Origin of the sequence: Kitasatospora sp. NPDC059327 (assembly GCF_042752535.1) — a bacterium.
Classification (GTDB): Bacteria; Actinomycetota; Actinomycetes; order Streptomycetales; family Streptomycetaceae; genus Kitasatospora.
Map to the genome: position 1 here is coordinate 109,089 of NZ_JBHYYB010000013.1, position 23,761 is coordinate 132,849.

Sequence of the window (23,761 nt, forward strand, 5' to 3'; positions counted from 1 at the left end):
GCGGCGTTCCCCGGTGCGGCCGGTGGCTCAGAAGCCGCCGGTCTGCTCGTCCCGGCGGCGCTGCCAGCGCTGCTCCACCCGGTCCATCACCCCGGCCTTGCGGCGCGGTGCCGCGGCCGGGCGGGGACCGGAGGCCTGGCCCGCGGGGCCGCGCCGCCAGCCGGTCACGGCGAAGACGGCGCACCCCAGCATCACCAGGAACCCGACCACGCTCACCCAGATCTGGTCCGGGACGACCATGCCGCCCATCAGCAGGGCGATACCCACCACGAAGCCGCCGACAGCCAGGTAGACCCGCCGACGGGTGTAGGTACGCAGCCCGGTTCCCTCGAGCGCCGTCGCGAATTTGGGATCTTCGGCATACAGCGCTCGCTCCATCTGGTCGAGCAGTCGCTGCTCGTGCTCCGAGAGCGGCACGGAGTCCTCCTACTCGTCGGTCGCCGGTGCGACCGGTCCGCCGCCCCGGTCGGGGAGGCAAAGTCCAATCAGCCTTCAGAACACGCGGTCGGACGCCTGTACGGGGGCCCAGGCCCGTGTCGTCCATATGCCCCATGCATCCGGCTGTCATGCTTTCCGGCTTTACCCAGATCATACGGTCCACGAGCCCGTTGCGGGGTGGTCGGCCACGCGTGGGCCGGGGCCGCCCCGGGCGGTCCCGGCCGCACAGTGCTCAACGCCGCCGGGGCCGGACAAGTGCCCGAGCGGGTGGAATCGGCCGGGACCTGGGGAGCTTAGGCGAAGACCGTGCGGAGACCGGCCGGAGAACCCCGGGAGAAGGCGAGGTCAGGCCAGGGTGGCCAGCAGGTGGAGCTGGGTCGCCACGGCGTGGAAGGCCGGCTGCTCGGCGGCGGCCTGCTCCAGCTTGAGCAGCGCCTCCAGCGCGCCCGGCTCGGCGTCCACCAGTACACCGGGCACCAGGTCGGCGAAGACCCGGACACCGTGCACCGAGTCCACCCGCAGGCCGGCGCCGGCGGCCAGCCGGTCGAGCTCCTCGCCGGTGAACCGGCGCGGCATCGGGTCGCTCGCGCCCCAGCGCCCGTCGGAGGCCGCCAGGACGGTGCGGGCGTCGTTGAAGTGGCCCCCGAGCGCGCGGGCCAGCACCGCGCCGTTGCGGTTGGCGGCCAGCAGGCTGACGAAGCCGCCGCGGCGCAGGGTGCCGGCCAGGCTGCCGAGCGCCTCGGCCGGGTCGTCCACGACCTCCAGCACGCCGTGGCAGAGCACCGCGTCGACGGTGCCGGGGGCGACCAGCTCGGGCAGCGTCTGGGTGTCGCCCTGGACGGCACGGACCAGGGCGGTGACGCCGGCCTCGGCGGCCCGGCGCTCCAGCGCGAACAGCGCGTCGGGGCTCGGGTCGACCACGGTCACCCGGTGGCCGAGCCGGGCGACCGGCACCGCGAAGTTGCCGGTGCCGCCGCCGGTGTCGACCACGTCGAGCACGGGCTGGTCCAGCTCGGCCGCCCGCTTCTCCAGGGCTGCCCGCACCACCTCCCACACCACGGCGGTACGCAGGGCGCTGCGGGGACGCGTCGGGTACAAGGTCGGGCTCCTTGGCACGTGCAGATCGATCAGGATGCCTCCACCTTAGACCGGGCCGGGGGCCGGGCCGCGCCGCTGGTCACCGCCGGGACGCCGGGTCGTGGCCGTCGTCCCGGCCCTCGTCCAGCGGCAGCCGCGGGGCGGGCGGCGCCGGACGCAGGCCGAGCAGCCGTTCGACCAGGCGCAGGAAGAGCGCGGAGTTGCGGATCAGGTCGTCGGCGTCGCGGGCCGAGGCGGCGCCCCTGATCCCGGCCTCGGCGGCGGCCCGGCGACGGGCACCGGCCGCGAAGTACACCGCCCACTCGGCGAGCTCCGGGGCGATCTCGGGCAGCACCTCCCAGGCACTGCGGATGGCCTGGCGGCGCCGGGGGCTCTTCTCCGGCCGGCCCCGGACCGCGAGCACCGCCGCGACGGTGCGCAGCGCGGCGAGGTGGGCGGCGGCGTAGCGCTCCAGCGGGTCCTCCCGGAGGCGGGCCCCGGCCAGGGTGCGGTGCGCGTCGGCGAGCAGGTCGAGTGCGGCGGGCGGAGCGGCGATCCGGCGCACCACGGGGTGGACGTCCCCGGTGGCGGGGCGGGGCGCGTCCGGGTCGTGGGCGGCGCGGTGGAGGCGGGTGGTGACGGGCTCAGGACGGCTGATGGTCATGGTCTCCCCCGGTCCGAGGCAGCGTACGGACCGGGTGGTCCGTGCTCCTCCATCGTGACCGGCACCACTGACAACGGGGCCGTGCGCCGGCCGCGCGGGCCGGTTCCGGCCGGGGACACGCGTGCGGGCGGCGGCCCGCCGACCGGCTCCGCCGGCCCCGCGCCCCACCGCCCCGCGCCCCTGCCGAAGCGCCGTCCCCCACGGTCGGCGCTTCGGATCCCCCTCCGGGTCGCCGGTCCCCCCTGACCGCGCTCCGCCGCCCCGTGTCGGCGGTGCGCGGCCTGCGACCGGCTCCGGTGCGGACCCACCGCTGACGTCCGCGGCCCCCGTGCCCGCTGGACGGCACCTGTCCGCCGCCCCGGGGCGCGGCGCCCGACGCGCCGCTGTCCCGGTGCCACTACTTTCCCGTCTCCGCAGGTCGGAGGCCATCCGTTGAGCTACTCAACCGGGAATCTGAGTATCCGTACTCAGTTCCGCCCGGGCGGGAACCGACGGCCGCCCGGCCGGCGTCCCGGTACGGTACGGCGAGCCGGGCGGATCCCGGCGGGTGCCACGAGGAGGAACGGATGACGATCGTTCCGCTGATCTTCACCAGCGGACTGGCGAGCGGGATCAACGCGTACGCGGTGGTGCTGCTGCTCGGACTGCTGGGCCGGTTCGCCGGGGCCGAGTCGGTGCCGGCCGCGCTGGAGCGGACCGATGTGCTGATCGCCGCCGGGGTGCTGTTCCTGCTGGAGGCGGTGGCCGACAAGATCCCCTACGTGGACAGCCTGTGGGACGCCGTCCACACCGTGATCCGCCCGATCGCGGGCGCCACCGTGGGCGCGCTGCTGGCGAGTGCCGACCCGGGCTCGCTGGGCGAGGTCGCGGCAGGGGCGATGGGCGGGACCACCGCCCTGCTCAGCCATCTGGTGAAGGCCTCGCTGCGGATGGCGGTCAACACCTCGCCCGAACCGGCCAGCAACATCGTGGTGAGCCTGGCCGAGGACGTCTCGGTCGCCGGCCTGGTCACACTGGCGATCTTCCATCCGTGGGCGGCCGCCTCGGTCGCCGCCGTCCTGCTGGCCGTCGGCCTGCTGCTGGTCCGGTTCGCGATCAGCCGGATCCGTGGCTTCCGGGACCGCCGCCGCGAGCGCCGGGCCGCCCGGGCCGCGGGCGTCCGGCCGGCGCGGGGGGTGCCCGTACCCCGGCCGTAGGATGCGGTGCATGGCACGGATCGTCATCATCGGCGCAGGAATGAGCGGGCTCGCGACGGCCTCCCGGCTGGCGACCCTCGGCCACCGGGTGACGGTCTGCGAGGCGAGCGGGACGTACGGCGGCATGGTCGGCCGGTACGAGCGCGACGGCTTCGCCTTCGACACCGGGCCCGGACTGCTCACCCTGCCGGCCGTCTACCGCGACCTCGCGCTGAAGACCGGGCGGGAGCCGCTGGAGGAGCTGGTCGAGCTGGCCCCGGTGGACCCGGAGAGCCGGCACCTGTTCCCCGACGGCACCGACCTGCTGCTGCCCAACGCCTCCCGCGGCGGCGTGATCCAGGCCCTGGACGCGGCGTTCGGCGCCGGCTCGGGCGCCCGCTGGGCGGAGGTGACCAACCGCGGCCGCACGGTCTGGGAGGCCACCCGCCGCCCACTGCTGGAGGAACCGCTGCCGGCCGACCCCACGCCGCTGCACACCGACCCGTACCCGGCGCCGCCCCGCAAGGGCCTGACCCGGCTGTTCCGCCCCCGGCCCTGGACGCTCGCCGATGTGGCCGCCCACGAACTGGGCGGCCACCCGGGGCTGACCGCCCTGCTGGCGGAGTACGCGCTGCGCTTCGGCCTCCACCTGGGCACGGCCCCGGCGAGCGCCACCGTGCTCCCCTACATGGAGCAGTCCTTCGGCGTCTGGTACGTCAAGGGCGGCATCCGGGCGCTGGCCGACGCGGTGTACCGGCGCTGTGAGCAGCGCAAGGTGGGGTTCCGCTTCGACACCGAGGTCACCTCGGTGGTCATCGAGGACGGGCGCGCCCGCGGGGTCGACACCGCGGCCGGCCGGATCGACGCCGATCTGGTGATCTCCTCGATGGACGCCCGGGCGCTGTTCGGCCGCGGCATCGCCACCTGCCCGGGTGGCGGCGACCCGGCGCCGCGGAGCGACCACGAGGCGCCGAACGGGCGGTTCACCGTGCTGCTAGCGCTGCGCGGGGCGCGGCCGGCGGCGGCCGCACACCGCACGGTGGTCCATGCCGCCGACCCCGGCGCCGAGTGGACCGCCCTGACGCTCGGCACCGGCCTCTGCGAGCGCCCGACGGTGCAGGTCCTGCGGCCCGACGATCCGTCGCTGCGGCCGGACGCCGGCCACGAGAGCGTGGTGCTCACCGCGACCGTCCCGGCGCAGGGCGACGTCGACTGGACGGAGCCCGGCCTGGCCGACCGCTACGCCGACCGGCTGCTGGAGCACGTCGACGGGGCGGGCCTGGACCTGCGCGGGCGCGTCCTGTGGCGGGTGGTGCGCACACCCGAGGACACCCGCCGGGAGACCGGTGCCCCCATGGGCGCCGTCCCCCGTCCCGCCCTGGCCGGGCACGGCGGGCACTGGCTCCAGAGCGCCAACGAGTCCCCCGTCCCCGGCCTCTACCTGGTCGGCGGCGCCGCGCACCCCGGCGGCGGGCTGGCCCGGGTCGGCATGTCGGCCTGCGTCGCGGCCAACCTGGTCGGCCCGGCCTGAGCGGTCGGCCGCGCTACCGGTCCCGCCGACTTCCCGCGTCCGTCCGGCCTGAGCGGTCGGCCGCGCGGGACGTCGGTCCCGCCGACCTCTCGTGCGGCGGCCCGCGTCCATCGCTCCGGAAGGGACGGGCGGGGAGTGACCGCCCCGGGCTCAGCCCTGCTGCTGCCAGGTGGGCTGCTGCTGGTAGCCGTAGTCGTAGCCGGGCTGCTGCGGGATCCCGTGCTCGGCGTGCTGGGGCTGCTGGCCTTGCTGCTGGTCGAACTGCTGCTGGGGCTGCTGCCACTGCTGCTGAGCCTGCTGGCCCTGCTGGTCGTAGCCGTACTGGTCCGGCTGCTGCTGGTAGCCGCCGTACGCGTCGACCTGCTGCTGGTACCCGGCGTACGGGTCCGGCTGCTGCTGGTAGCCGCCGTAGCCCTGGTCGTAGGCGAAGGCCGGCTGTTGCTGGGTCTGCCACTGCTGCTGGGTGTTCGCGTCCCAGCCGGGCTGCTGCCGCGGGGTGTCGTAGCCGGCCTGGTAGGCCTCGGCGTACTGGTCGGGCTGGGCCTGCGCGACGGGCTGCTGCTGCTCGTAGTAGCCGGGGGCGTAGACGCCGTCCGCGGCGAGCTCCTGCATCTCGAAGGCGGCGGTCTGCTCGACGGCCGGGACGTCCTCGGCCACCACGACCGGTGCCGGGCTCTCCTCGACCGCGCTGACCGTGCCGATCCGGTCGGCCGCCACGACGGTGGCCACCGCCGCGCCACCGGTCAGCGCACCCAGCAGCGGCACCTTCGCCAGCGGGCCGGGCAGGCCGCCGTCGGCCCGGCGCAGCGACCATCCGGCCGCGTAGCCGCGCTTCACGGAGAGGGTGACGAGGGTCTGGCCGACCGCGAACAGCGCGGCGCCCGCGCCGATCACCACGACCGAGCCGGCCGCCATCCCGGCGGCCACCCCGAGGAAGCCCGCCAGGGCGAGGGCGCGCCAGTGCACCGGGGCGCGGTTCTGCAGCAGCAGCTCGGCCAGCAACCACAGCGCCACCGCCGCCAACGCGGCGTACAGCAGCAGGTATCCGATGCCCATCCGCCCGCATACCTCCAGCAGTCGCGTGCCCGCGCGCGCCGCGCGTGTGCGGCGACTGTACCGGTTGAACGTCCCGGGTACCGCATCGCGTTCCCGGGCCGCCCGAAGGCCGGGCGGCCCGGGAACAGCGGCTGATCAGCGCTGGTGCAGGCCGAGGTTCTGGTAGATCTCCAGCGTCGCGGTCGAGTGGTTGAGCGTGATGAAGTGCAGCCCGGGGGCACCCTCCGCCAGCAGTCGCTCGGACATCGCGGTGGCGTGCTCCATGCCGATCGCGCGCAGCGCCGCCGGGTCGTCGATCGCGGCCCGCAGCCGCCGCTCCAGGTCGGCCGGGAAGGCCGACCCGCTGAGCTGCGGGAAGCGCTCCAGCTGCTTGGCGTTGGTGACCGGCATGATCTCCGGGATGATCGGCGCCTCGCAGCCGGCGGCCGCGACCCGGTCGCGCAGCCGCAGGTAGTCGTCGACCTCGAAGAACATCTGGGTGATCGCGTAGTCGGCCCCGGAGCGGATCTTCGCCACGAAGTGCCGGATGTCCTCGTCCCAGTCGGTCGAACGCGGGTGCATGTTCGGCGAGGCGGCGACGCCGACGCAGAAGTCGCCGATCCCCTTGATCAGCTCCACCAGCTCGTAGGCGTAGGTGACACCGTCCGGGTGGCTGACCCACTCGCCGGTCGGGTCGCCGGGCGGGTCGCCGCGCACGGCGAGGACGTTGCGGACGCCCTGGTCGGCGTACTGGCCGATGATGTTGCGCAGCTCGGCGACCGAGTGGTCGACCGCGGTCAGGTGGGCCACCGGGGTCAGGGTGGTCTCGGTGGCGATCCGGCCGACGATGTTGACCGTCCGCTCGCGCGAGGAGCCGCCGGCTCCGTACGTCATGCAGACGAAGTTGGGGTCGAGCGGTTCGAGACGGCGGATGGCGTCCCAGAGACGATGCTCACCGACCTCGGTCCGCGGGGGCATGAACTCGAAGGAGAAGGACCGCTTGCCGGCCGCCAGCAGCTCGCGGACCGTCGACGCGCGGTCTGTTCTGGTGGTAGCGATGCCGAGTGCCATGCTGGCAGGTTAACCGTCGGCCGAAGGGCACGGACAACTCGGTTCCAGCTATTGAGACAATCGACGGACAGCGTTCCGCTTACCGCCCGAGGGGTGCCGGGGGCGCGTCCGTACAGCTGTTCGCGTCCGCCCGGCTACGCTTGCCGCACCCCCAGCGAAACCTCCGGAGCCTCATCGTGACCTCGTCCAGCAACCGGCCGGCCAACCCGATTGACGTGGAGGACGTGCGCGAGCGCGTCAACGCCGCCCTCGCGGGGTTCATGGACGGCCAGTCGGCCCTGCTCGGGAAGATCTCCCCGCAGCTGGCGCCCGCCGTCGAGGCCCTGCGCGACTTCCTGCTGGACGGTGGCAAGCGGCTGCGCCCGGCGTTCTGCTACTGGGGCTGGCGCGGCGCCGGCGGCAGTGGCCGCGGCGAGGGCATCGCGCACGCCGCGGCCGCCCTGGAGCTGCTGCAGGCCAGCGCGCTGGTCCACGACGACCTGATGGACCGCAGCGACACCCGGCGCGGTCTACCCTCCGTCCACCGCCGCTTCGAGGCGCTGCACCGCGCGAGCGGCTGGCGCGGCGACCGCGAGCAGTTCGGCGCCTCGGCGGCGGTGCTACTCGGTGACCTGCTGCTGATCTGGTGCGACGAGCTGTTCCTGCGCTCGGGACTGGAGCCAGCCGCCGTACTGGCCGCCAAGCCGGCGTTCGACCTGATGCGCACCGAGGTCATGGTCGGCCAGTACCTGGACGTCCTGGAGCCGGTCGCCGGCGACTCCACCGACGAGGGCGCGCTGGACCGGGCGCAGACCGTGCTGCACTACAAGTCGGCCAAGTACACGATCGAGCGCCCGTTGCAGGTCGGCGCGCTGCTGGCGGGCGCCGGTGCGGAGCTGGTCGAGGCGTACGGGGCGTTCGGGCTGCCGCTGGGCGAGGCGTTCCAACTGCGGGACGACCTGCTCGGCGTCTTCGGGGACCCGGCGGTCACCGGCAAGCCCGCCGGGGACGACCTGCGCGAGGGCAAGCGGACGCTGCTGGTCGCGCACGCGATGCGGGGGCTGCCCCCCGCCGACGCCCGGCACCTGGACGAACGGCTCGGCGCACCGGACCTCGCCCCCGAGGAGGTGGCCCGGCTGCGCGAGCTGGTCGGGCGCAGCGGCGCGCCCGAGCGGGTGGAGCGGCGGATCGAGGAGCTGATGCGGCAGTCACTGGCCGCGCTGGCGGCGGCGCCGCTGGCGGACGAACGGGCCCGCGAGGTGCTGCTGGCGCTGGCCGAGGCCGCCACCGTCCGCAAGTACTGATCCAGCTGTCCGAAAACGTGCGGACCGGGGAGTACCGAGGACGGCGGCGGCCGTCGGGTCAGAGCGCGCGCAACCGCCGGGCGAAGGCGGCGGCCGCCGCCTCCGGGTCGTCCGCGGCCGTGATGGCGCGCACCACCACGACCCGGCTCGCACCGGCCGCCAGCACCTCGTCCAGGTTGTCGAGGTCGATGCCGCCGATGGCGAACCACGGCCGGTCGGTGGTCCGGCCCGCCGCGTAGGAGACCAGGCCGAGGCCGGGCGCGTGGCGGCCCGGCTTGGTCGGGGTCGGCCAGACCGGGCCGGTGCAGAAGTAGTCCACGCCGGGCTCGGCGACCGCCGCGTCCACCTCGGACTCGGCGTGGCAGGAGCGGCCGATCAGCACGTCCTCGCCGAGGATCGCCCGGGCGGCCGGTACCGGCAGGTCGTCCTGCCCGAGGTGCAGCACGTCCGGCCGGGCCGCGTGCGCGACGTCGGCGCGGTCGTTGACGGCGAGCAGCTTCCCGTGGCGGCGGCAGGCGTCGGCGAAGACCTCCAGGGCCGCCAGCTCCTGCTTGGCCTCCAGGCCCTTGTCGCGGAGCTGGACGATGTCCACCCCGCCGGCCAGCGCCGCGTCCAGGAACTCCGCGAGGTCGCCCCGCTCACGGCGGGCGTCGGTGCAGAGGTAGAGCCGGGCGTCGGCGAGCCGCCGGCGCGGTGTGTCCGCCGCCATCAGATCAGCATCGCCTGGGCACGGCGCTTCACCTCGGTGCCGCGGTTCTCCTGCAGCGCCTGGATCGGGCTGCCGGGCAGCGACGGGTCCTCGGTGAAGAGCCACTCCAGGATCTCCACGTCGTTGTACCCGCAGTCGCGCAGCAGCGTCAGCGTGCCGGACAGGTGCTTCACCAGCCCCGGGCCGTCGATGAACGCGGCCGGCACCTGGAGCGACTTGTTCGGACCCCGCCGGACGGCGATCAGCCCGCCGTTCTTGACCAGGTCGCGCACCTCGGTGACCCGGACCCCCCACTGCTCCGAGATGTCGGGCAGGTACATCCACTCGGTGACCAGGGACTCAATCTTGCTTTCGATCTCACTCACGTCACCAGACTGCCACCTCCACGGCCCGCCGCGCACCAGGCGTCCGTCCGCGCTACCCCGCGACGGCCGACTTCAGTGCCACCGCCGGGTCCGCCGCCCGGACCGGATCGAGCACCACGGCGTGTTCGACCAGCCGGCGGCCCTGGGTGAGATCGCGCGGGCGGTCCACCGTCAGCAGCGCCCGCAGCACGCCGTCGCGCAGCCACAGCACCGCCCAGGACGGGTCCTGCGGGGAGCCGCGCAGGACCACCTCGTCGCCCTCGCCGTGCCGCCCGGCGTACTGCACCGTCCGACCGAACTGCTCCGACCAGAAGTACGGCACCGGGTCGTACGGCAGGTCCGCGCCGAGGACGGCGGCGGCCGCCGCCCCGCCGGAGCGCAGCGCGTGGTCCCAGTGCTGGACGGTCAACCGGGCCCCGGACCGGACCGACGGGTAGCTCACGCAGTCGCCGGCCGCGTAGACGCCGGGCAGCGTGGTCCGCAGCCGCTCGTCCACCAGGACGGCGCCGGCCTCGTCCAGCGCGACGCCGGAGCCGGCCAGCCAGCCGGTGGCCGGGCGGGCCCCGATGCCGACCACGACCTCGTCGGCGGGCAGGTGGGAGCCGTCCGCCAGCAGCACCGCACCGGCCTCGACCGCCGCGACGCCCACCCCGCAGCGCAGTTCCACGCCGGCCTCCGCGTACCAGGCCGCCATCGCGTGGCCGACCCCGGCGGGCAGCACGCCGGGGACGGGCGCCGGGCCGGCCTCCACGACGGTGACCTCGCACCCGGCGGCCCGGGCGGCGGTGGCCACCTCGGCACCGATCCAGCCGGCGCCCACCAGCACCAGGCGCAGGCCCGGGCGGAGCAGGGCGCGCAGCGCCAGCGCGTCGTCCAGGGTGTGCAGCAGGTGGGCCCGCTCGGCACCGGGCAGGGCGCGCGGGGTCGCGCCGGTGGCGATCACCAGCGAGTCGTAGGGCAGGTCGCCGCCGTCGGTGCGCAGCACGCCGGGGGTGAGCCCGGTGGCGCGGCGGCCGGTGAGCAGCTCGACGCCCAGCCGCGCGAAGTCGAGGTCGAGCGGGGTGGCGTCGGCCTTGCCGAGCAGCACCTCCTTGGAGAGCGGCGGCCGGTCGTACGGCGGGTGCGGCTCCTCGCCGACCAGGACGATCCGCCCCCGCCACCCGCCCTGCCGCAGGCCGGCGGCGCAGTGCGCCCCGGCCAGCCCCGCCCCGACCACGACCGCCCGGTCCGTCCCGCTCAGCTCTGCCACGCCCGTCACTGTACTGGCGCCCGGCGGGGCGCCGGAGGGCCGTCCGCCACCCCGCCGCCGACCCCGCCGGCCACCGCGCTGTCCACCCCTCGTACGCGCCTTCAGTGGCGGTGACCCCCGGAGTTATGGTGGGGGCACCATCACGGGAGCCCGGCGGACCGGGCTGAGAGGCGGGCTGACACGGCCTGCGACCGTCCGAACCTGATCCGGGTCATACCGGCGAAGGGAGAGCAGCGACTTTGACACGCTTGGCAGCAGGAACCCACGCCGACGTGCTGGTCGTCGGCGGCGGCGTCATCGGCCTCGCCGTCGCCTGGCGGGCGGCCCGGCTGGGGCTGCGGGACATCGCGGTGGTCGACCCGGACCCGGGCGGCGGCGCGGCCCGGGTCGCGGCCGGCATGCTCGCTCCCGTGACCGAACTCCAGTACGGCGAGGAGCCGTTGCTGCGCCTCGGGATGGCCTCCAACGAGCGCTACGCGGCCTTCGCCGCCGAGCTCACCGAGGCCTCCGGCGGCCGGGACACCGGCTACCGCCGCTGCGGCACCCTGGCCGTCGCCCTCGACTCCGACGACCGCGAGGAGCTGCGCGAGCTGCACTCCTTCCACCAGCGGCTCGGCCTCGACTCGCGGTGGCTGACCGGCCGGGAGGCCCGCAAGCTGGAGCCGATGCTCGCCCCGGCCGTGCGCGGCGGCCTGCACGTCACCGAGGACCACCAGGTGGACGGCCGCCGGCTGGCCGGGGCCCTGGTCCTCGCCTGCGAGCGGGCGGGCGTCCGGCTGCACCGCGCCGAGGCCACCGAGCTGCTGGTCGAGGACGGCCGGGCCGTCGGCGTCCGGCTGGGCGACGCGCGGACCCTGACCGCCGACCGGACCGTGCTCGCGGCCGGCTCCCGCAGCCATCTGCTGCCGGGCCTGCCCGCGGGGGTGCTGCCGGCGATCCGCCCGGTGAAGGGCCAGATCCTGCGGCTGCGGATCCCCCCGGCCTACCGCCCGTTCCTCTCCCGCAACGTCCGCGCGGTGGTGCGCGGCCGGCACCTCTACCTGGTGCCGAGGGAGAACGGCGAGCTGGTGATCGGCGCGACCAGCGAGGAGCAGGGCTACGACACCACCGTCACCGCCGGCGGGGTGTACGAGCTGCTGCGCGACGCCCACGAGGTGGTCCCCGGCATCACCGAGCTGCCGCTGGTGGAGACCTCCGCCGGGCTGCGCCCGGGCTCGCCGGACAACGCGCCGCTGCTCGGGCCGACCGCCCTGCCCGGGCTGGTCGCCGCCACCGGCCACTACCGCAACGGCGTCCTGCTCACCCCGGTGACGGCCGACCTGGTCGCCGAGTACCTGGCCACCGGCCGCACGCCCGAGCTCGCCGAGCCGTTCTCCCCCACCCGTTTCACCACGAAGGTCCCCGCATGAGCGAGATCGAACTCACCGTCAACGGCGCACCCCGACGGGTACCCGCCGCCACCACCCTGGCCGAGGTGGTGACCACCCTCAGCCGGGCCAACTCCGGCGTCGCCGCGGCGCTCAACGAGGCCGTGGTGCCGCGCGGTTCCTGGTCCCTGACGCGGCTGGCCGCGGGCGACCGGGTCGAGATCCTCACCGCCGTCCAGGGAGGCTGACCATGGCCGACGACGTGTTCACCATCGCCGGGACGACCTTCGGCTCGCGCCTGATCATGGGCACCGGCGGCGCCCCCAGCCTGGAGGTCCTGGAGCAGGCGCTGCGGGTCTCCGGCACCGAGCTGACCACCGTGGCGATGCGCCGGGTCGACGCCACCACCCAGGGTTCCGTGCTGGACGTGCTGACCCGCAACGGCATCCGCGTGCTGCCCAACACGGCCGGCTGCTACACCGCCGGCGAGGCCGTGCTGACGGCCCGGCTGGCCCGCGAGGCGCTCGGCACCGACTGGGTGAAGCTGGAGGTCATCGCCGACGAGCGGACCCTGCTGCCCGACCCGATCGAGCTGCTGGACGCGGCCGAGACGCTGGTCGACGACGGCTTCACCGTCCTCCCCTACACCAACGACGACCCGGTGCTGGCCCGGAAGCTGGAGGACGTCGGCTGTGCGGCGATCATGCCGCTGGGCTCACCGATCGGCTCCGGCCTGGGCATCCGCAATCCGCACAACTTCCAGCTGATCGTGGAGAGCGCGACCGTCCCGGTGATCCTGGACGCGGGCGCCGGCACCGCCTCGGACGTGGCCCTGGCGATGGAGCTGGGCTGCGCCGCGGTGATGCTGGCCTCGGCGGTGACCCGGGCCCAGGAGCCGGTGCTGATGGCCGACGCGATGCGGCACGCCGTCGAGGCCGGCCGGCTCGCGCACCGGGCCGGCCGGATCCCGCGCCGCTTCCACGCCGAGGCCTCCTCGGCGATGGCCGGGCGGGCCGACCTGGACACCCGGGAACGCCCGGCGTTCTGAGCCGGCGGTGCCCCGGCGGTGTCACAGGCCGGGCACAGAGCGCCCCGGGAGCGGCGTCTCCCGGGGCCCGCGCCGGCCCGGGGCCCTAGACTCGCCAGGTGGACATGGCACTGCACGACCCGCTGATCGGTACTCTGCTCGACGGCCGGTACCGGGTCGAGGAGCGCATCGCGGCCGGCGGGATGTCCACCGTCTACCGGGGCACCGACACCCGGCTCGACCGGGTCGTGGCGGTCAAGGTGATGCACCCCTCGCTCGCCGGCGACCAGGACTTCACCGGCCGGTTCATCCGCGAGGCCAAGGCGGTGGCGCGGCTCGCGCACCCCAATGTGGTCAACGTGTTCGACCAGGGCGCCGACGGCGCCACCGTGTTCCTCGCGATGGAGTACGTGCCCGGCCGGACCTTGCGCGACCTGCTCCGCGACCGGGGCGCCCTGTCCATCCGGGCCGGCCTGGACATCCTGGAGCCGGTGCTCGCCGCGCTCGGCGCCGCCCACCGGGCCGGCCTGGTGCACCGCGACGTCAAGCCGGAGAACGTGCTGATCACCGACGGCGGCCTGGTCAAGGTCGCGGACTTCGGCCTGGTCCGGGTGCTGGACGCCGGCGACGGCGCGGCGAGCTCCGGCACCGCGACCACCGGCACCGTCCTCGGGACCGTCTCCTACCTGGCCCCCGAACAGATCCGTCCCGGCGCCGCGACGGACCGGCGGGTGGACGTCTACGCGGCCGGCATCCTGTTGTACGAGATGCTCACCGGCCACCGCCCGCACACCGGCGAGAACCCGGTCCAGGTCATGTACCGCCATCTGCACGAGGACGTCCCGGCGCCGTCGCTGACCGTGCCGAGCGTCGTCCCCGAGCTGGACGCGATAGTGGCCGGGGCCTGCGCGCGCGACCCGCGGGCCCGCCCGTACGACGCGGTCGAGCTGCTGGCCGCCCTCCAGCGGGTCCGCCGTGCGCTCACCCCGGCCCAGCTGGACGCCGAGCCGCCGGCCTCCACCCGGACCAGCCCGCGGTACCCGACCAGCGAGCCGACCTCGGTGATCCGGCCGGCCGTCGCGGTGCCCCCGGTCGAGCGCACCAGCGTGCTGGACGTCCCGCCGGAGGTGATGGACCAGCTGCTCACCGAACCGCGCCCGTACGACGAGCCGCCGCCGGCGCGCGCCCGGAGAGCGCGCCGGGCGCGCCGCCTCCCGCGCAAGCCACTGATCTGGACGAGCGTCCTGGCGGCCCTGGTCCTGCTGGTCGGCGGCACCACCTACGCGCTCTCCGGCGCGCTGTACGCGACGGTGCCCGGCGTGATCGGCAAGGACCGCGCCGAGGCGCAGCGGGTCCTGGACGGCGCGGGGATGCACGGGCGGTTCACCGAGGTGTACAGCGAGAGCGTCCCGGCCGGGCAGGTCATCTCCACCGACCCCGGGGTCGGCGCCCGGGCCCGCAAGAGCGACACGGTCGCCGTCACCGTCTCCCGGGGGCCGAAGCGGATCGCCGTGCCCGACCTGGTGGGCCGGCCGGCCGAGCAGGCCGGCGCCGCGCTGGCCGGGGCGCAGCTCGCCCGCGGCGGCGTCACCGAGACGTACCACGACACCGTGCCGGAGGGCTCGGTGATCAGCAGCTCGCCGGTGGCCGGGCAGCAGGTGGCGGAGAACACCCCGGTCTCGCTGGTGGTCAGCAAGGGCATGGTGCCCGTCCCGGACGTCACCGGGATGTCCAAGGACGACGCGGCGAAGACGCTGCAGGCCGCCGGTTTCGCGATGCAGAGCAGTGGCGTCAACCTGTTCGGCACCGGCAAGGTCTCCAGTCAGTCCCCCGCGGCGGGCGAGCGCCGCCCGCAGCGCTCCGTGGTGACGGTCAACTTCCCCTTCCTCTAAGGATTTTGCCCAGACTTGGGGTCACCCGGCGTAGCGTGGAACCAGGCCTGCCCGGCCCCGCCTGCCACGGCCAGGAGGGCTGCGGCGCCGGGATCTCCGGACGGGGCTGCGCGGCGGCCGGTACCCGAGGATGTGGTCGTGATGGGCGGACCAGCCGTCGACGGCTTGAGGGAGCGTGTCCGGGGCGCGGTGATCACCCCCGCGGACGAGGGCTACGAGCAGGCCCGCCGGGTCTACAACGGCATGGTGGACCGCCGGCCGGCGGCGGTCGTCCGGGTGGCCAACACCGGGGACGTGATGGCCGCCGTCGACTTCGCCCGGGAGAACGCGCTGGAGCTCGCGGTGCGCGGCGGCGCCCACAGCGCGCCCGGCTACGGCACCTGCGACGACGGCCTGGTGATCGACTTCGCCGACCGGCGCGGTGTCCGGATCGACCCGGTGGGCCGGACGGCCCGCTGCGAGGGCGGCGTCACCTGGGGCGACCTCAACGACGCCGGGTACGCCTTCGGACTCGGGGTGACCGGCGGGATCATCTCCACCACCGGCATCGCCGGGCTGACCCTCAACGGCGGCTTCGGCCACCTCGCCCGGGGACTCGGACTGAGCTGCGACAACCTGCTCTCGGCCGACGTGGTCACCGCGGACGGGACGTTCCGGACGGTGAGCGCGGAGCAGGAGCCGGACCTCTTCTGGGCGCTGCGCGGCGGCGGCGGCAACTTCGGCGTGGTGACGTCCTTCGAGTACCGGCTGAGCCCGGTCAAGGACGTGGTCGCGGGCCCCTTCGTCTACGAGCTGGAGCACGCGGCCGAGGTGCTGAGGTTCTACCGCGAGTACGTCCGGGAGGCCCCCGAACAGCTGGGCCTCTTCCCCGGGTTCCACCTCGCGCCGCCGCTGCCGTTCATCCCGGAGGACCGGGTCGGCGACCCGTTCATCCTGCTGGTGCCGTGCTGGTCCGGGCCGCCGGAGCGGGCCGAGGAGGTGCTGGCCCCGCTGCGGGACGCCGCGCCGGTGGTCGCCGAGGGGGTCGGCCCGGTGCCGTACCCGGCGTTCGGCGCCGCCTTCGACCCGCTGCTGCCGCCCGGTCTCCAGCAGTACTGGAAGGGCGTCTTCGCGAGCGAGCTGACGGACGGGGCGATCGCCGCGCACACCGAGCACGGCCCGCTGGTGCCGACCGTCCACTCGGCGGTCCACATCTACCCGATCAACGGCGCCTGCCACCGGGTGCCGGCCGCCGCGACGGCCTTCGCGCACCGGGAGGCGACCTTCGCCACCGTGATGGTCGGGGTCTGGCCGGACCCGGCCGACGACGCGGCGAACACGGCGTGGGTGCGCGACTACTACGCCGCGCTCGCCCCGCACTCCGACGAGGGCGGCTACATCGGCTTCATGGACCACGACGACCAGCACCGGATCGAGGCCAACTACCGGGGCAACTACGCCCGTCTGGCGGAGCTGAAACAGCGGTACGACCCGGGCAACCTGTTCCATCTGAACCAGAACATCCGGCCCTGACCCGCCCGTCCCGGCTACCGCAGCGGGCCGTCGCCCGGCTCCTCCTGGTAGGAGAAGCGCTGCTCGCTCCACGGGTCGGCCAGGTTGTGGTAGCCGCGTTCCTCCCAGAAGCCGCGCCGGTCCGCCCGCATGTACTCGACCGCCCGCACCCACTTGGGCCCCTTCCAGGCGTAGAGGTGCGGGACGACCAGGCGGACGGGGAAGCCGTGCTCGGCGGTGAGCGGCTCGCCGTTGCGGTGGGTGGCGAAGAGCGTCGCCGGGTCGGCGAAGTCGGCCAGCCGCAGGTTGGCGCTGTAGCCGTACTCGGCCCAGACCATCACATGGGTGACACCGGGCGCCGGAGGCACCCGCTCCAGCACGACGGAGGCCGACACGCCGGTCCACTCGCTGCCGAGGATCGAGAACTTGGTCACGCAGTGGAAGTCGGCGCGGACGGTCGCCCGGGGCAGGGTGTTGAAACCGGCGAAGTCCCACCGGTGCTTCTCCGCCGAGGCGGTGGCACCGAACACCTGGAAGTCCCAGGTCAGCGGCTTGAAGCGGGGCACGGGCCCGTAGTGCAGGGCGGGCCAGCCGCGTTGCGTCCGCTGGCCCGGAGGGAGCCTCGGGTCAGACGGCGGAGGTGGTTCTTGTTCGGACTGACCCATGGCTCCATGGTGACAGACGGCGGACAAGGCCCGACGCGCGCCCCTTTCGGGCATCGCGCGCCCCGCCCGTACGGCCCATTGAGTGACCAAATCGGATATTCCGACACATGTCCTAGTGAGTGTGAACTTACTGGAATTCCTCCCCGACGCGGTGCCAGGATGCGTGCAGCCGGAGGGTACGGCCGTGATTCCCGGACGCGAAGCAGGAAGGCACCGCCATGAAGGGCGACGCAGAGGTCATCGAATTCCTCAACGAGCAGCTCACCGCCGAGCTGACCGCCATCAACCAGTACTTCCTGCACGCGAAGATGCAGGAGAACTTCGGCTGGACGAAGCTCGCCAAGTACACCCGGCACGAGTCCTTCGACGAGATGAAGCACGCCGAGACGCTCACCGACCGGATCCTCTTCCTGGACGGGCTGCCCAACTACCAGCGGCTCTTCCACGTCCGGATCGGCCAGACCGTCAAGGAGATGTTCGAGGCCGACCGGCAGGTCGAGGTCGAGGCGATCGACCGGCTGAAGCGCGGGATCGTGGTGATGCGGGCCAAGAACGACGTCACCTCGGCGAACATCTTCGAGGACATCCTGGCCGACGAGGAGCACCACATCGACTACCTCGACACCCAACTGGAACTGCTGGAGAAGCTCGGGGAGGCGCTCTACCTGGCCCAGCTGATCGAGCAGCCGGAGTCCTGACGCCCGGCCGTGCCCTCAGGCCGCGCGCAACGACCGGACCGGCAGCGCGGCCGGAGCCTGGGCCCCGTCCTGCGGACCGGCCTCCGCCTCCGCGTCGGCGAGCCCCAGCTTGGCCGCCAGCCGGGCGGTCGGGCAGGGACGCGCGCCGTGCTCGCCGAGCAGGGCCTGGATCCGGCGCACGCAGGAGCCGCAGTCGGTGCCGGCCTTGCAGCCCCGCGCGATCTGGCGCGGGGTGTTGGCACCCGCGTCGATCTCCTTCTTCACCTGGGCCTCGGTGACCGCATGGCACATGCACACGTACATCGCGGCTCTCCCGGGGTGGTGCGAAGGCGACTGGCTCGAATCGATCTTGACTAAGGCATGCCTTAGTTCACTAAGCCTCACCTTACCCGGCGATCCGGGCAGGAAAAAGCCCCTCCGGGCTCGGGAATCCCGAATCCGGAGGGGCTTTCGTCACATCGGGGCCGGCCGCGGGGCCCGCCGGGACGCGGAGGCTCAGTTGCCGCCGCGGTACATCTCGGCCACCAGGAAGGCCAGGTCCAGCGACTGGCTGCGGTTGAGCCGCGGGTCGCAGGCCGTCTCGTAGCGCTGGTGCAGGTCGTCGACCAGCACCTCGTCGCCGCCGCCGACGCACTCGGTGACGTCGTCGCCGGTCAGCTCCACGTGGATGCCGCCCGGGTGGGTGCCCAGCCCGCGGTGCACCTCGAAGAAGCCCTTGACCTCGTCGAGCACGTCGTCGAAGCGGCGGGTCTTGTGGCCGCTGGAGGCCTCGAAGGTGTTGCCGTGCATCGGGTCGCAGATCCAGACCGGCTGCGCGCCGGAGGCGGTGACCTTCTCCACCAGGGTGGGCAGGTGGTCGCGGATCTTGCCCGCGCCCATCCGGGTGATGAAGGTGAGTCGACCGGGCTCGCGCTCCGGGTCCAGCTTCTCGATCAGGGTGAGCGCCTCGTCGACCGAGGTGGTCGGGCCGAGCTTCACCCCGATCGGGTTGCGGATCTTGGACGCGAACTCGATGTGCGCGTGGTCCAGCTGGCGGGTGCGCTCACCGATCCAGACCATGTGGCCGGAGACGTCGTACAGCTCGCCGGTCCGCGAGTCCACGCGGGTCAGCGCGGTCTCGTAGTCGAGGATCAGCGCCTCGTGCGAGGAGTAGAACTCGACGGTCTTGAACTCCTCCGGCGCCACGCCGCAGGCGTTCATGAACGCCAGCGCGTTGTCGATCTCGCGGGCGAGCTGCTCGTAGCGCTGGCCGGCCGGCGAGTTCCGCACGAAGTCCTGGTTCCAGGCGTGCACCTGGCGCAGGTCGGCGTATCCACCGGTGGTGAAGGCGCGGACCAGGTTGAGCGTCGCGGCGGAGGCGTTGTACATCCGCTTCAGGCGCTCCGGGTCCGGGTTGCGGGACTCGGGGGTGAAGTCGAAGCCGTTCACCGAGTCGCCGCGGTAGACCGGCAGGGTCACGCCGTCGCGGGTCTCGGTCGACTTGGAACGCGGCTTGGAGTACTGGCCGGCGATCCGGCCGACCTTCACCACGGGGACGGAAGCGGCGTACGTGAGTACGGCGGCCATCTGCAGCAGGGTCTTCAGCTTGTTGCGGATGTGCTCGGCCGAGACACCGTCGAAGGCCTCGGCGCAGTCACCGCCCTGCAGGAGGAACGCCTCACCACGCGCGACGGCACCGAGCCGGGCGCGCAGCTGGTCGCACTCGCCGGCGAAGACGAGCGGCGGATAGGAGGCGAGCTCCGCAAGGGTCTTGCGCAGAGCCTCGTGGTCCGGCCATTCAGGCTGCTGCGCCGCGGGCAGGGACTGCCAGGGGTGGGGATTCGTCACGGTCACACGGCAAGGCTACGGGGTGCGACAACCGATTTGTGACCGCCGCTCGCTGGGTGAGACGCGCGGTGGACAATCGTGTGAGGCGTCTCACGCCGCCCGCCGGATCCGCTACTCTCGACCCATGAACGCGCCGCACACCTTCTCCTGGTGGTGGGTCGACCCCTCGGGTGGCCCACAGATCCCGCGTTCCTAGACGAACACGACGGCCGCCCCTCGGGGCGGCCGTCGGCGTTTGCGCAGACGGCCCTCCCGGGAGCGGAACCCCGAGCACCGCCCCCCGCCCTCCCCGGAAGGAAGCCGCCACCGTGACCACCGCAGCCGACCTGCTCGCCCGCCTCACCGGCCCCGACGCCCCGGCCTTCGCCCTGCTGCACCGCCGCGCCCCCCGGCTCGCCCCGGACACCGTCGAGGTGCTGCTGGGCACCGTCGACAGCCACGAGCGCCTCGCCGACCTGCCGGTGCGCGACGGCGTGCCGGCCGACGGCCCGGTGCACGACCTGCTCGCGCTCGTCCCGTTCCGGCAGATCCGCGAGCGCGGCTTCGAGGCGGTGGACGACGCCACCCCGCTGCAGGCCCTCGCGGTCACCGAGCAGTACGCCCTCCCGCTGGCCGAGCTGCTCCCGGCGCTCCCGCGGGTACCGGTCGCGCTGACCGACGGCGCGTTCGACATCGACGACGAGGAGTACGCCGACATCGTCCGCCGGGTGATCAAGGACGAGATCGGGCGCGGCGAGGGCGCCAACTTCGTGATCCGGCGCGACTTCACCGCCACCCTGGAGGACTACTCCCCCGCGCTCGCGCTGACGCTCTTCCGCCGGCTGCTCGAACAGGAGCGCGGCGCCTACTGGACCTTCCTGGTGCACACCGGGGAACGCGTCCTGGTCGGCGCCTCCCCCGAGGTGCACGTCCGGCAGAGCGGCGGCACCGTCGTGATGAACCCGATCTCCGGCACCTACCGCTATCCGGCCGCCGGCTCCGACATCGACTCGCTGCTCGCCTTCCTCCGCGACCCCAAGGAGCTGGAGGAGCTCACCATGGTGGTCGACGAGGAACTCAAGATGATGTGCACCGTGGGCGACCTCGGCGGCCAGGTGCTCGGCCCCCGGCTGAAGGAGATGTCCCACCTCGCGCACACCGAGTACGAGCTGCGCGGGCGCACCTCGCTGGACGTCCGCGAGGTGCTGAAGGAGACCATGTTCGCCGCCACCGTCACCGGCAGCCCGGTCCAGAACGCCACCCGGGTGATCAGCCGCTACGAGCGCGGCGGGCGCGGCTACTACGCCGGTGCCCTCGCCCTGATCGGCCGCTCGGCCAGCGGCGGCCAGCAGCTGGACTCCCCGATCTGCATCCGCACCGCCGACATCGACCCGGCCACCGGCCGGCTGGTGGTCCGGGTCGGCGCGACGCTGGTCCGCCACTCCGACCCGGAGTCCGAGGTCGCCGAGACCCACGCCAAGGCCGCCGGGGTGCTCACCGCGATCGGCGCCCGCCCGGCCGGCGCCCGGGTGCCCAACCCCACCGGCCCCCGGCTCGGCGACGACCACCGGGTCCAGGCCGCGCTGGACGCCCGGCGCGCCGACCTCGCCCCGTTCTGGCTGCGGATGCAGGAACCCGCCCGGGTCACCCTGACCGAGCCGACCCTGGTGGTGGACGGCGAGGACACCTTCACCTCGATGCTCGCCCACCTGCTGACCTCGCTCGGGCACCGGGTCGACGTGGTCCGGTTCGACGAGCCTGGCCTGCGCGAGCGGGTCGCCGCCCACGTCGGCCCGCTGGTGCTCGGCCCCGGCCCGGGCGACCCGGCCGCCGCCGACGACCCCAAGATGGCCGTGCTGCGCCCGATCGTCGCCGACGCGCTGGCCGCCGTCCGCTCCGGCACCCGCACCGCGCCGCTGCTCGCGGTCTGCCTGAGCCACCAACTGCTCGCGGAGGTGCTCGGCCTGCCGCTGGCCCGCAAGGCGGTACCCCACCAGGGCGCGCAGGAGACGGTCGAACTCTTCGGCACCCGGCAGACGGTGGGCTTCTACAACACCTTCACCGCGCGCTGCTCGGACCAGGACGCCGCCCGGCTCGCCGCCGAGGGCGTCGAGGTCTCCCGGGACGAACTGACCGGCGACGTCCACGCGCTGCGCGGCCCCGGCTTCGCCGGCCTGCAGTTCCACCCGGAGTCGGTGCTCACCCGGGACGGCGTCGGCATCGTCGCCGGACTGCTCCGGGAGGCCGCCGGCCTCCGCGGCTGAGGCCCCGGCCGAGGCCACGGGTCGGGGCGTGCCGGACGGCGTGCCCCGACCCGGACCACCGCGCCGGCCGGGTCAGATCTCGTCGTCCAGACCCTGCTCGATCGCGTACCGGACCAGCTCGACCCGGTTGTGCAACTGGAGCTTGCCGAGGGTGTTCTGGACGTGGTTCTGCACCGTGCGGTGGGAGAGCACCAGCCGGTCGGCGATCTGCCGGTAGGACAGGCCCTTGGCGACCAGCCGCAGCACCTCGGTCTCCCGCGCGGTCAGCTGCGGGGCGGCGGGGGCCGTCGGAGCGGCGGGCTCGGCCGCCAGCCGGCGGAACTCGCCCAGCACCAGGCCGGCCAGGCCCGGGGTGAAGACCGCGTCGCCGACGGCGGTCCGGCGCACCGCGTCCAGCAGTTCCTCGCGGCCGGCCGACTTCACCAGATAGCCGGTCGCGCCGGACTTCACCGCCTCCAGCACGTCCGCGTGCTCACCGCTCGCGGAGAGCACCAGGACGCGCACCGAAGGGTCCTGGGCGACCACCTGACGGCACGCCTCGGCGCCGGACAGGCCGGGCAGGTTGAGGTCCAGCACCACCACCTGCGGGGCGCAGGCCCGGGCCCGGCGGACGGCCTCCTCGCCGTCCCCGGCGGTGGCCACCACGTCCAGCCCGGCCTCGGCGAGATCGCGCGAGACGGCGTCGCGCCACATCGGGTGGTCGTCCACCACCATGACCCGGACCGGCCGGTCCGGCGACCGGCCGGCCGTCGACTGATCAGTCATCAGAACCCTTCCTCGGGACCCGCAGTTCGACCTCGACGCCCTCGCCGGGCACCGAGTACAGCTCGGCCGTGCCACCGAGGTCCAGCAGCCGGCCGCGGATCGACTGCGAGACGCCGAGCCGGCCCGCCCGCTCCGCCTCCCCGAGCCGGCCGGGCGGGAAGCCCGGACCGTCGTCACGGATGCTGACCGTGACCGCCCGCGGCTCGTCCTCCAGCAGGATCCAGGCGTGCGCCCCGGGCCCGGCGTGCCGCCGCACGTTGTCCACCGCGGCGCCGACGGCGGCGGCCAGCTCGCCGGCCGCCGGTCCGGGCAGCAGCACCGGAGTGCCGGGGGCGGAGAGCGTGATCAGCTCGTCCGCGTAGGAACCGAGCAGGGTGCGGAGGTCCTGCGGCTCCGACGACGCGCGCTGGGCGGGCAGCGGGCCGCCGCTCATCAGGGCCCGCAGCGCGCGCTCCTGCTCGCCGGCCAGCCGGCCGAGCTCGGCGAAGTCCGCGCCCCGGCCGGGGCCCTGCTCCCCGCCGCGGCGCTGGACCAGGGCGAGCACCTGGAGCACCCCGTCGTGGATGTCCCGGGACAGCCGCTCGCGCTCCCGGTTCGCGGCCTCGACCTGGAGCGCCCGGGTCAGCGTCGCCTCGCTGGCACGGGCGAGTTCGATGACGTAACCGATCGCGCAACCGGCCACCATCAGCAGCACGATGTTGTGGATGTTGTCCCCGGTCGGACCGCCGTGACCGAGGATGTTGGCCACCCCGATCACCGACCCGGCCGCCGCCGCCCAGCGCCAGCCGCCCCGGCCCGCGAAGCCCAGGACGGTACCGGCCGCCCAGATGGTCGGCAGGGTGGGCGCGCCGTGGCCGATCCGGGCCGGGTCGTCGATCATCCCGCTCATCACGATGCCGGTGACGACGAGGGTGAGGTCGGTGCCGAGCACGTACCAGGTACAGCGCTGCGGTCCGGCGAAGGCACGGGTGCTGGCCAGCGTCCACAGCGTCAGCGCGCCGAGGTAGATCCAGCCGGCGACGGGGTGCAGGAACTCCAGGTAGGAGTCGAGGTAGCGCAGCACCGCGTAGCAGAGCGCGAGCACCCGGAAGAACGAGATGGCCCGCCAGAGCGGCAGTTCGACGGACATGCCGCCGGCCGCGACCGCTCCGCCGACCGCCCCGGTTCTGCTGCCGTCCGTCATCTCCGC

23 protein-coding genes and 1 riboswitch are annotated in these 23,761 nt (G+C 74.3%); of the genes, 10 read left to right on the forward strand and 13 right to left on the reverse strand.

The window, feature by feature from the left end:
• Nucleotides 1-27: 27 nt before the first annotated feature.
• The 3 genes from ACFXHB_RS11140 to ACFXHB_RS11150 form a co-directional block, all read right to left on the reverse strand.
• Nucleotides 28-417: a DUF3040 domain-containing protein gene (locus tag ACFXHB_RS11140; protein ID WP_380573674.1), complete on the reverse strand. Its 390-nt coding sequence runs from the start codon at nt 415-417 to the stop codon at nt 28-30.
• Nucleotides 418-783: 366 nt separating this feature from the next.
• A complete protein-coding gene (locus ACFXHB_RS11145) occupies nt 784-1,536 on the reverse strand; it encodes a methyltransferase domain-containing protein (RefSeq protein ID WP_380573675.1) in 753 nt (250 codons plus the stop codon).
• 79 nt (nt 1,537-1,615) lie between these two features.
• Complete coding sequence (locus ACFXHB_RS11150) at nt 1,616-2,179, reverse strand: SAV_6107 family HEPN domain-containing protein (protein ID WP_380573676.1); 564 nt, start codon at nt 2,177-2,179, stop codon at nt 1,616-1,618.
• A 566-nt stretch (nt 2,180-2,745) separates the two neighbouring features.
• Here ACFXHB_RS11150 and ACFXHB_RS11155 point away from each other — a divergent pair.
• Together ACFXHB_RS11155 and ACFXHB_RS11160 are read left to right on the forward strand one after the other, a co-directional pair.
• On the forward strand, nt 2,746-3,375 hold the full coding sequence (locus ACFXHB_RS11155; protein ID WP_380573678.1) for a DUF4126 domain-containing protein: 630 nt from the start codon (nt 2,746-2,748) through the stop codon (nt 3,373-3,375).
• A 10-nt stretch (nt 3,376-3,385) separates the two neighbouring features.
• On the forward strand, nt 3,386-4,885 hold the full coding sequence (locus ACFXHB_RS11160) for a phytoene desaturase family protein (RefSeq protein ID WP_380573679.1): 1,500 nt from the start codon (nt 3,386-3,388) through the stop codon (nt 4,883-4,885).
• A 150-nt stretch (nt 4,886-5,035) separates the two neighbouring features.
• Here ACFXHB_RS11160 and ACFXHB_RS11165 read toward each other — a convergent pair whose 3' ends face one another.
• Both ACFXHB_RS11165 and metF read right to left on the reverse strand, forming a co-directional pair.
• Nucleotides 5,036-5,941: a hypothetical protein gene (locus tag ACFXHB_RS11165; RefSeq protein WP_380573680.1), complete on the reverse strand. Its 906-nt coding sequence runs from the start codon at nt 5,939-5,941 to the stop codon at nt 5,036-5,038.
• 135 nt (nt 5,942-6,076) lie between these two features.
• A complete protein-coding gene (gene metF / locus ACFXHB_RS11170; RefSeq protein ID WP_380573681.1) occupies nt 6,077-6,991 on the reverse strand; it encodes a methylenetetrahydrofolate reductase [NAD(P)H] in 915 nt (304 codons plus the stop codon).
• Between the two features lie 176 nt (nt 6,992-7,167).
• On the opposite strand from metF, the gene ACFXHB_RS11175 reads away from it, so the two are divergent.
• Nucleotides 7,168-8,274 carry a polyprenyl synthetase family protein gene (locus tag ACFXHB_RS11175; RefSeq protein ID WP_380573682.1) on the forward strand — a complete coding sequence of 369 codons (1,107 nt, stop codon included), beginning with the start codon at nt 7,168-7,170 and terminating at the stop codon, nt 8,272-8,274.
• A gap of 58 nt (nt 8,275-8,332) precedes the next feature.
• Here the strand turns inward: ACFXHB_RS11175 and thiE are convergent, their stop codons facing one another.
• Genes thiE through ACFXHB_RS11190 form a run of 3 tightly spaced genes read right to left on the reverse strand, consistent with a single transcriptional unit; the run spans nt 8,333 to nt 10,606 of the window.
• On the reverse strand, nt 8,333-8,983 hold the full coding sequence (gene thiE / locus ACFXHB_RS11180) for a thiamine phosphate synthase (protein ID WP_380573683.1): 651 nt from the start codon (nt 8,981-8,983) through the stop codon (nt 8,333-8,335).
• Nucleotides 8,983-9,348 (reverse strand): Rv2175c family DNA-binding protein, encoded by a 366-nt coding sequence (locus tag ACFXHB_RS11185; protein WP_380573684.1) that lies wholly within the window; start codon nt 9,346-9,348, stop codon nt 8,983-8,985. Before ACFXHB_RS11185 ends, thiE begins: the two co-directional genes overlap by 1 nt.
• A 52-nt stretch (nt 9,349-9,400) precedes the next feature.
• Nucleotides 9,401-10,606 carry an NAD(P)/FAD-dependent oxidoreductase gene (locus ACFXHB_RS11190; protein WP_380573685.1) on the reverse strand — a complete coding sequence of 402 codons (1,206 nt, stop codon included), beginning with the start codon at nt 10,604-10,606 and terminating at the stop codon, nt 9,401-9,403.
• 123 nt (nt 10,607-10,729) lie between these two features.
• Nucleotides 10,730-10,842, forward strand: a riboswitch (TPP riboswitch).
• A gap of 3 nt (nt 10,843-10,845) precedes the next feature.
• On the opposite strand from ACFXHB_RS11190, the gene thiO reads away from it, so the two are divergent.
• The 5 genes from thiO to ACFXHB_RS11215 all read left to right on the forward strand — a co-directional run bounded on the left by thiO (nt 10,846) and on the right by ACFXHB_RS11215 (nt 16,395).
• Nucleotides 10,846-12,006 carry a glycine oxidase ThiO gene (thiO, locus tag ACFXHB_RS11195; protein WP_380573686.1) on the forward strand — a complete coding sequence of 387 codons (1,161 nt, stop codon included), beginning with the start codon at nt 10,846-10,848 and terminating at the stop codon, nt 12,004-12,006.
• The gene (gene thiS, locus ACFXHB_RS11200) at nt 12,003-12,212 is read left to right on the forward strand and encodes a sulfur carrier protein ThiS (RefSeq protein WP_380573688.1); all 210 of its coding nucleotides are present in this window, start codon (nt 12,003-12,005) and stop codon (nt 12,210-12,212) included. The genes thiO and thiS overlap by 4 nt, the downstream gene beginning before the upstream one ends.
• A gap of 2 nt (nt 12,213-12,214) precedes the next feature.
• Nucleotides 12,215-13,012 carry a thiazole synthase gene (locus ACFXHB_RS11205; protein WP_380573689.1) on the forward strand — a complete coding sequence of 266 codons (798 nt, stop codon included), beginning with the start codon at nt 12,215-12,217 and terminating at the stop codon, nt 13,010-13,012.
• 104 nt (nt 13,013-13,116) lie between these two features.
• Entirely contained in the window at nt 13,117-14,883 is a 1,767-nt protein-coding gene (gene pknB, locus ACFXHB_RS11210) for a Stk1 family PASTA domain-containing Ser/Thr kinase (RefSeq protein ID WP_380573726.1), read from the forward strand.
• A gap of 141 nt (nt 14,884-15,024) precedes the next feature.
• Nucleotides 15,025-16,395, forward strand: a complete 1,371-nt coding sequence (locus tag ACFXHB_RS11215) for an FAD-binding oxidoreductase (protein ID WP_380573690.1) — start codon at nt 15,025-15,027, stop codon at nt 16,393-16,395.
• A gap of 14 nt (nt 16,396-16,409) precedes the next feature.
• Here ACFXHB_RS11215 and ACFXHB_RS11220 read toward each other — a convergent pair whose 3' ends face one another.
• Entirely contained in the window at nt 16,410-17,039 is a 630-nt protein-coding gene (locus ACFXHB_RS11220; protein WP_380573691.1) for a molybdopterin-dependent oxidoreductase, read from the reverse strand.
• 218 nt (nt 17,040-17,257) lie between these two features.
• Between ACFXHB_RS11220 and bfr the strand changes: the two genes are divergently transcribed.
• Nucleotides 17,258-17,737, forward strand: a complete 480-nt coding sequence (gene bfr, locus ACFXHB_RS11225) for a bacterioferritin (protein ID WP_360184482.1) — start codon at nt 17,258-17,260, stop codon at nt 17,735-17,737.
• Between the two features lie 15 nt (nt 17,738-17,752).
• Here bfr and ACFXHB_RS11230 read toward each other — a convergent pair whose 3' ends face one another.
• Together ACFXHB_RS11230 and ACFXHB_RS11235 are read right to left on the reverse strand one after the other, a co-directional pair.
• On the reverse strand, nt 17,753-18,040 hold the full coding sequence (locus tag ACFXHB_RS11230; protein WP_380573693.1) for a bacterioferritin-associated ferredoxin: 288 nt from the start codon (nt 18,038-18,040) through the stop codon (nt 17,753-17,755).
• A 192-nt stretch (nt 18,041-18,232) separates the two neighbouring features.
• Nucleotides 18,233-19,570: a class II 3-deoxy-7-phosphoheptulonate synthase gene (locus ACFXHB_RS11235; RefSeq protein WP_380573694.1), complete on the reverse strand. Its 1,338-nt coding sequence runs from the start codon at nt 19,568-19,570 to the stop codon at nt 18,233-18,235.
• 302 nt (nt 19,571-19,872) lie between these two features.
• Here ACFXHB_RS11235 and ACFXHB_RS11240 point away from each other — a divergent pair, with 302 nt between their 5' ends.
• Complete coding sequence (locus ACFXHB_RS11240) at nt 19,873-21,807, forward strand: anthranilate synthase family protein (protein WP_380573695.1); 1,935 nt, start codon at nt 19,873-19,875, stop codon at nt 21,805-21,807.
• A gap of 72 nt (nt 21,808-21,879) precedes the next feature.
• On the opposite strand, the gene ACFXHB_RS11245 is transcribed toward ACFXHB_RS11240, so the two are convergent.
• Nucleotides 21,880-22,572 carry a response regulator gene (locus tag ACFXHB_RS11245; RefSeq protein ID WP_380573696.1) on the reverse strand — a complete coding sequence of 231 codons (693 nt, stop codon included), beginning with the start codon at nt 22,570-22,572 and terminating at the stop codon, nt 21,880-21,882.
• Nucleotides 22,565-23,755, reverse strand: coding sequence for a MacS family sensor histidine kinase (gene macS / locus ACFXHB_RS11250; RefSeq protein ID WP_380573698.1), 1,191 nt, complete (start codon nt 23,753-23,755; stop codon nt 22,565-22,567). The genes ACFXHB_RS11245 and macS overlap by 8 nt, the downstream gene beginning before the upstream one ends.
• Nucleotides 23,756-23,761: the final 6 nt, after the last annotated feature.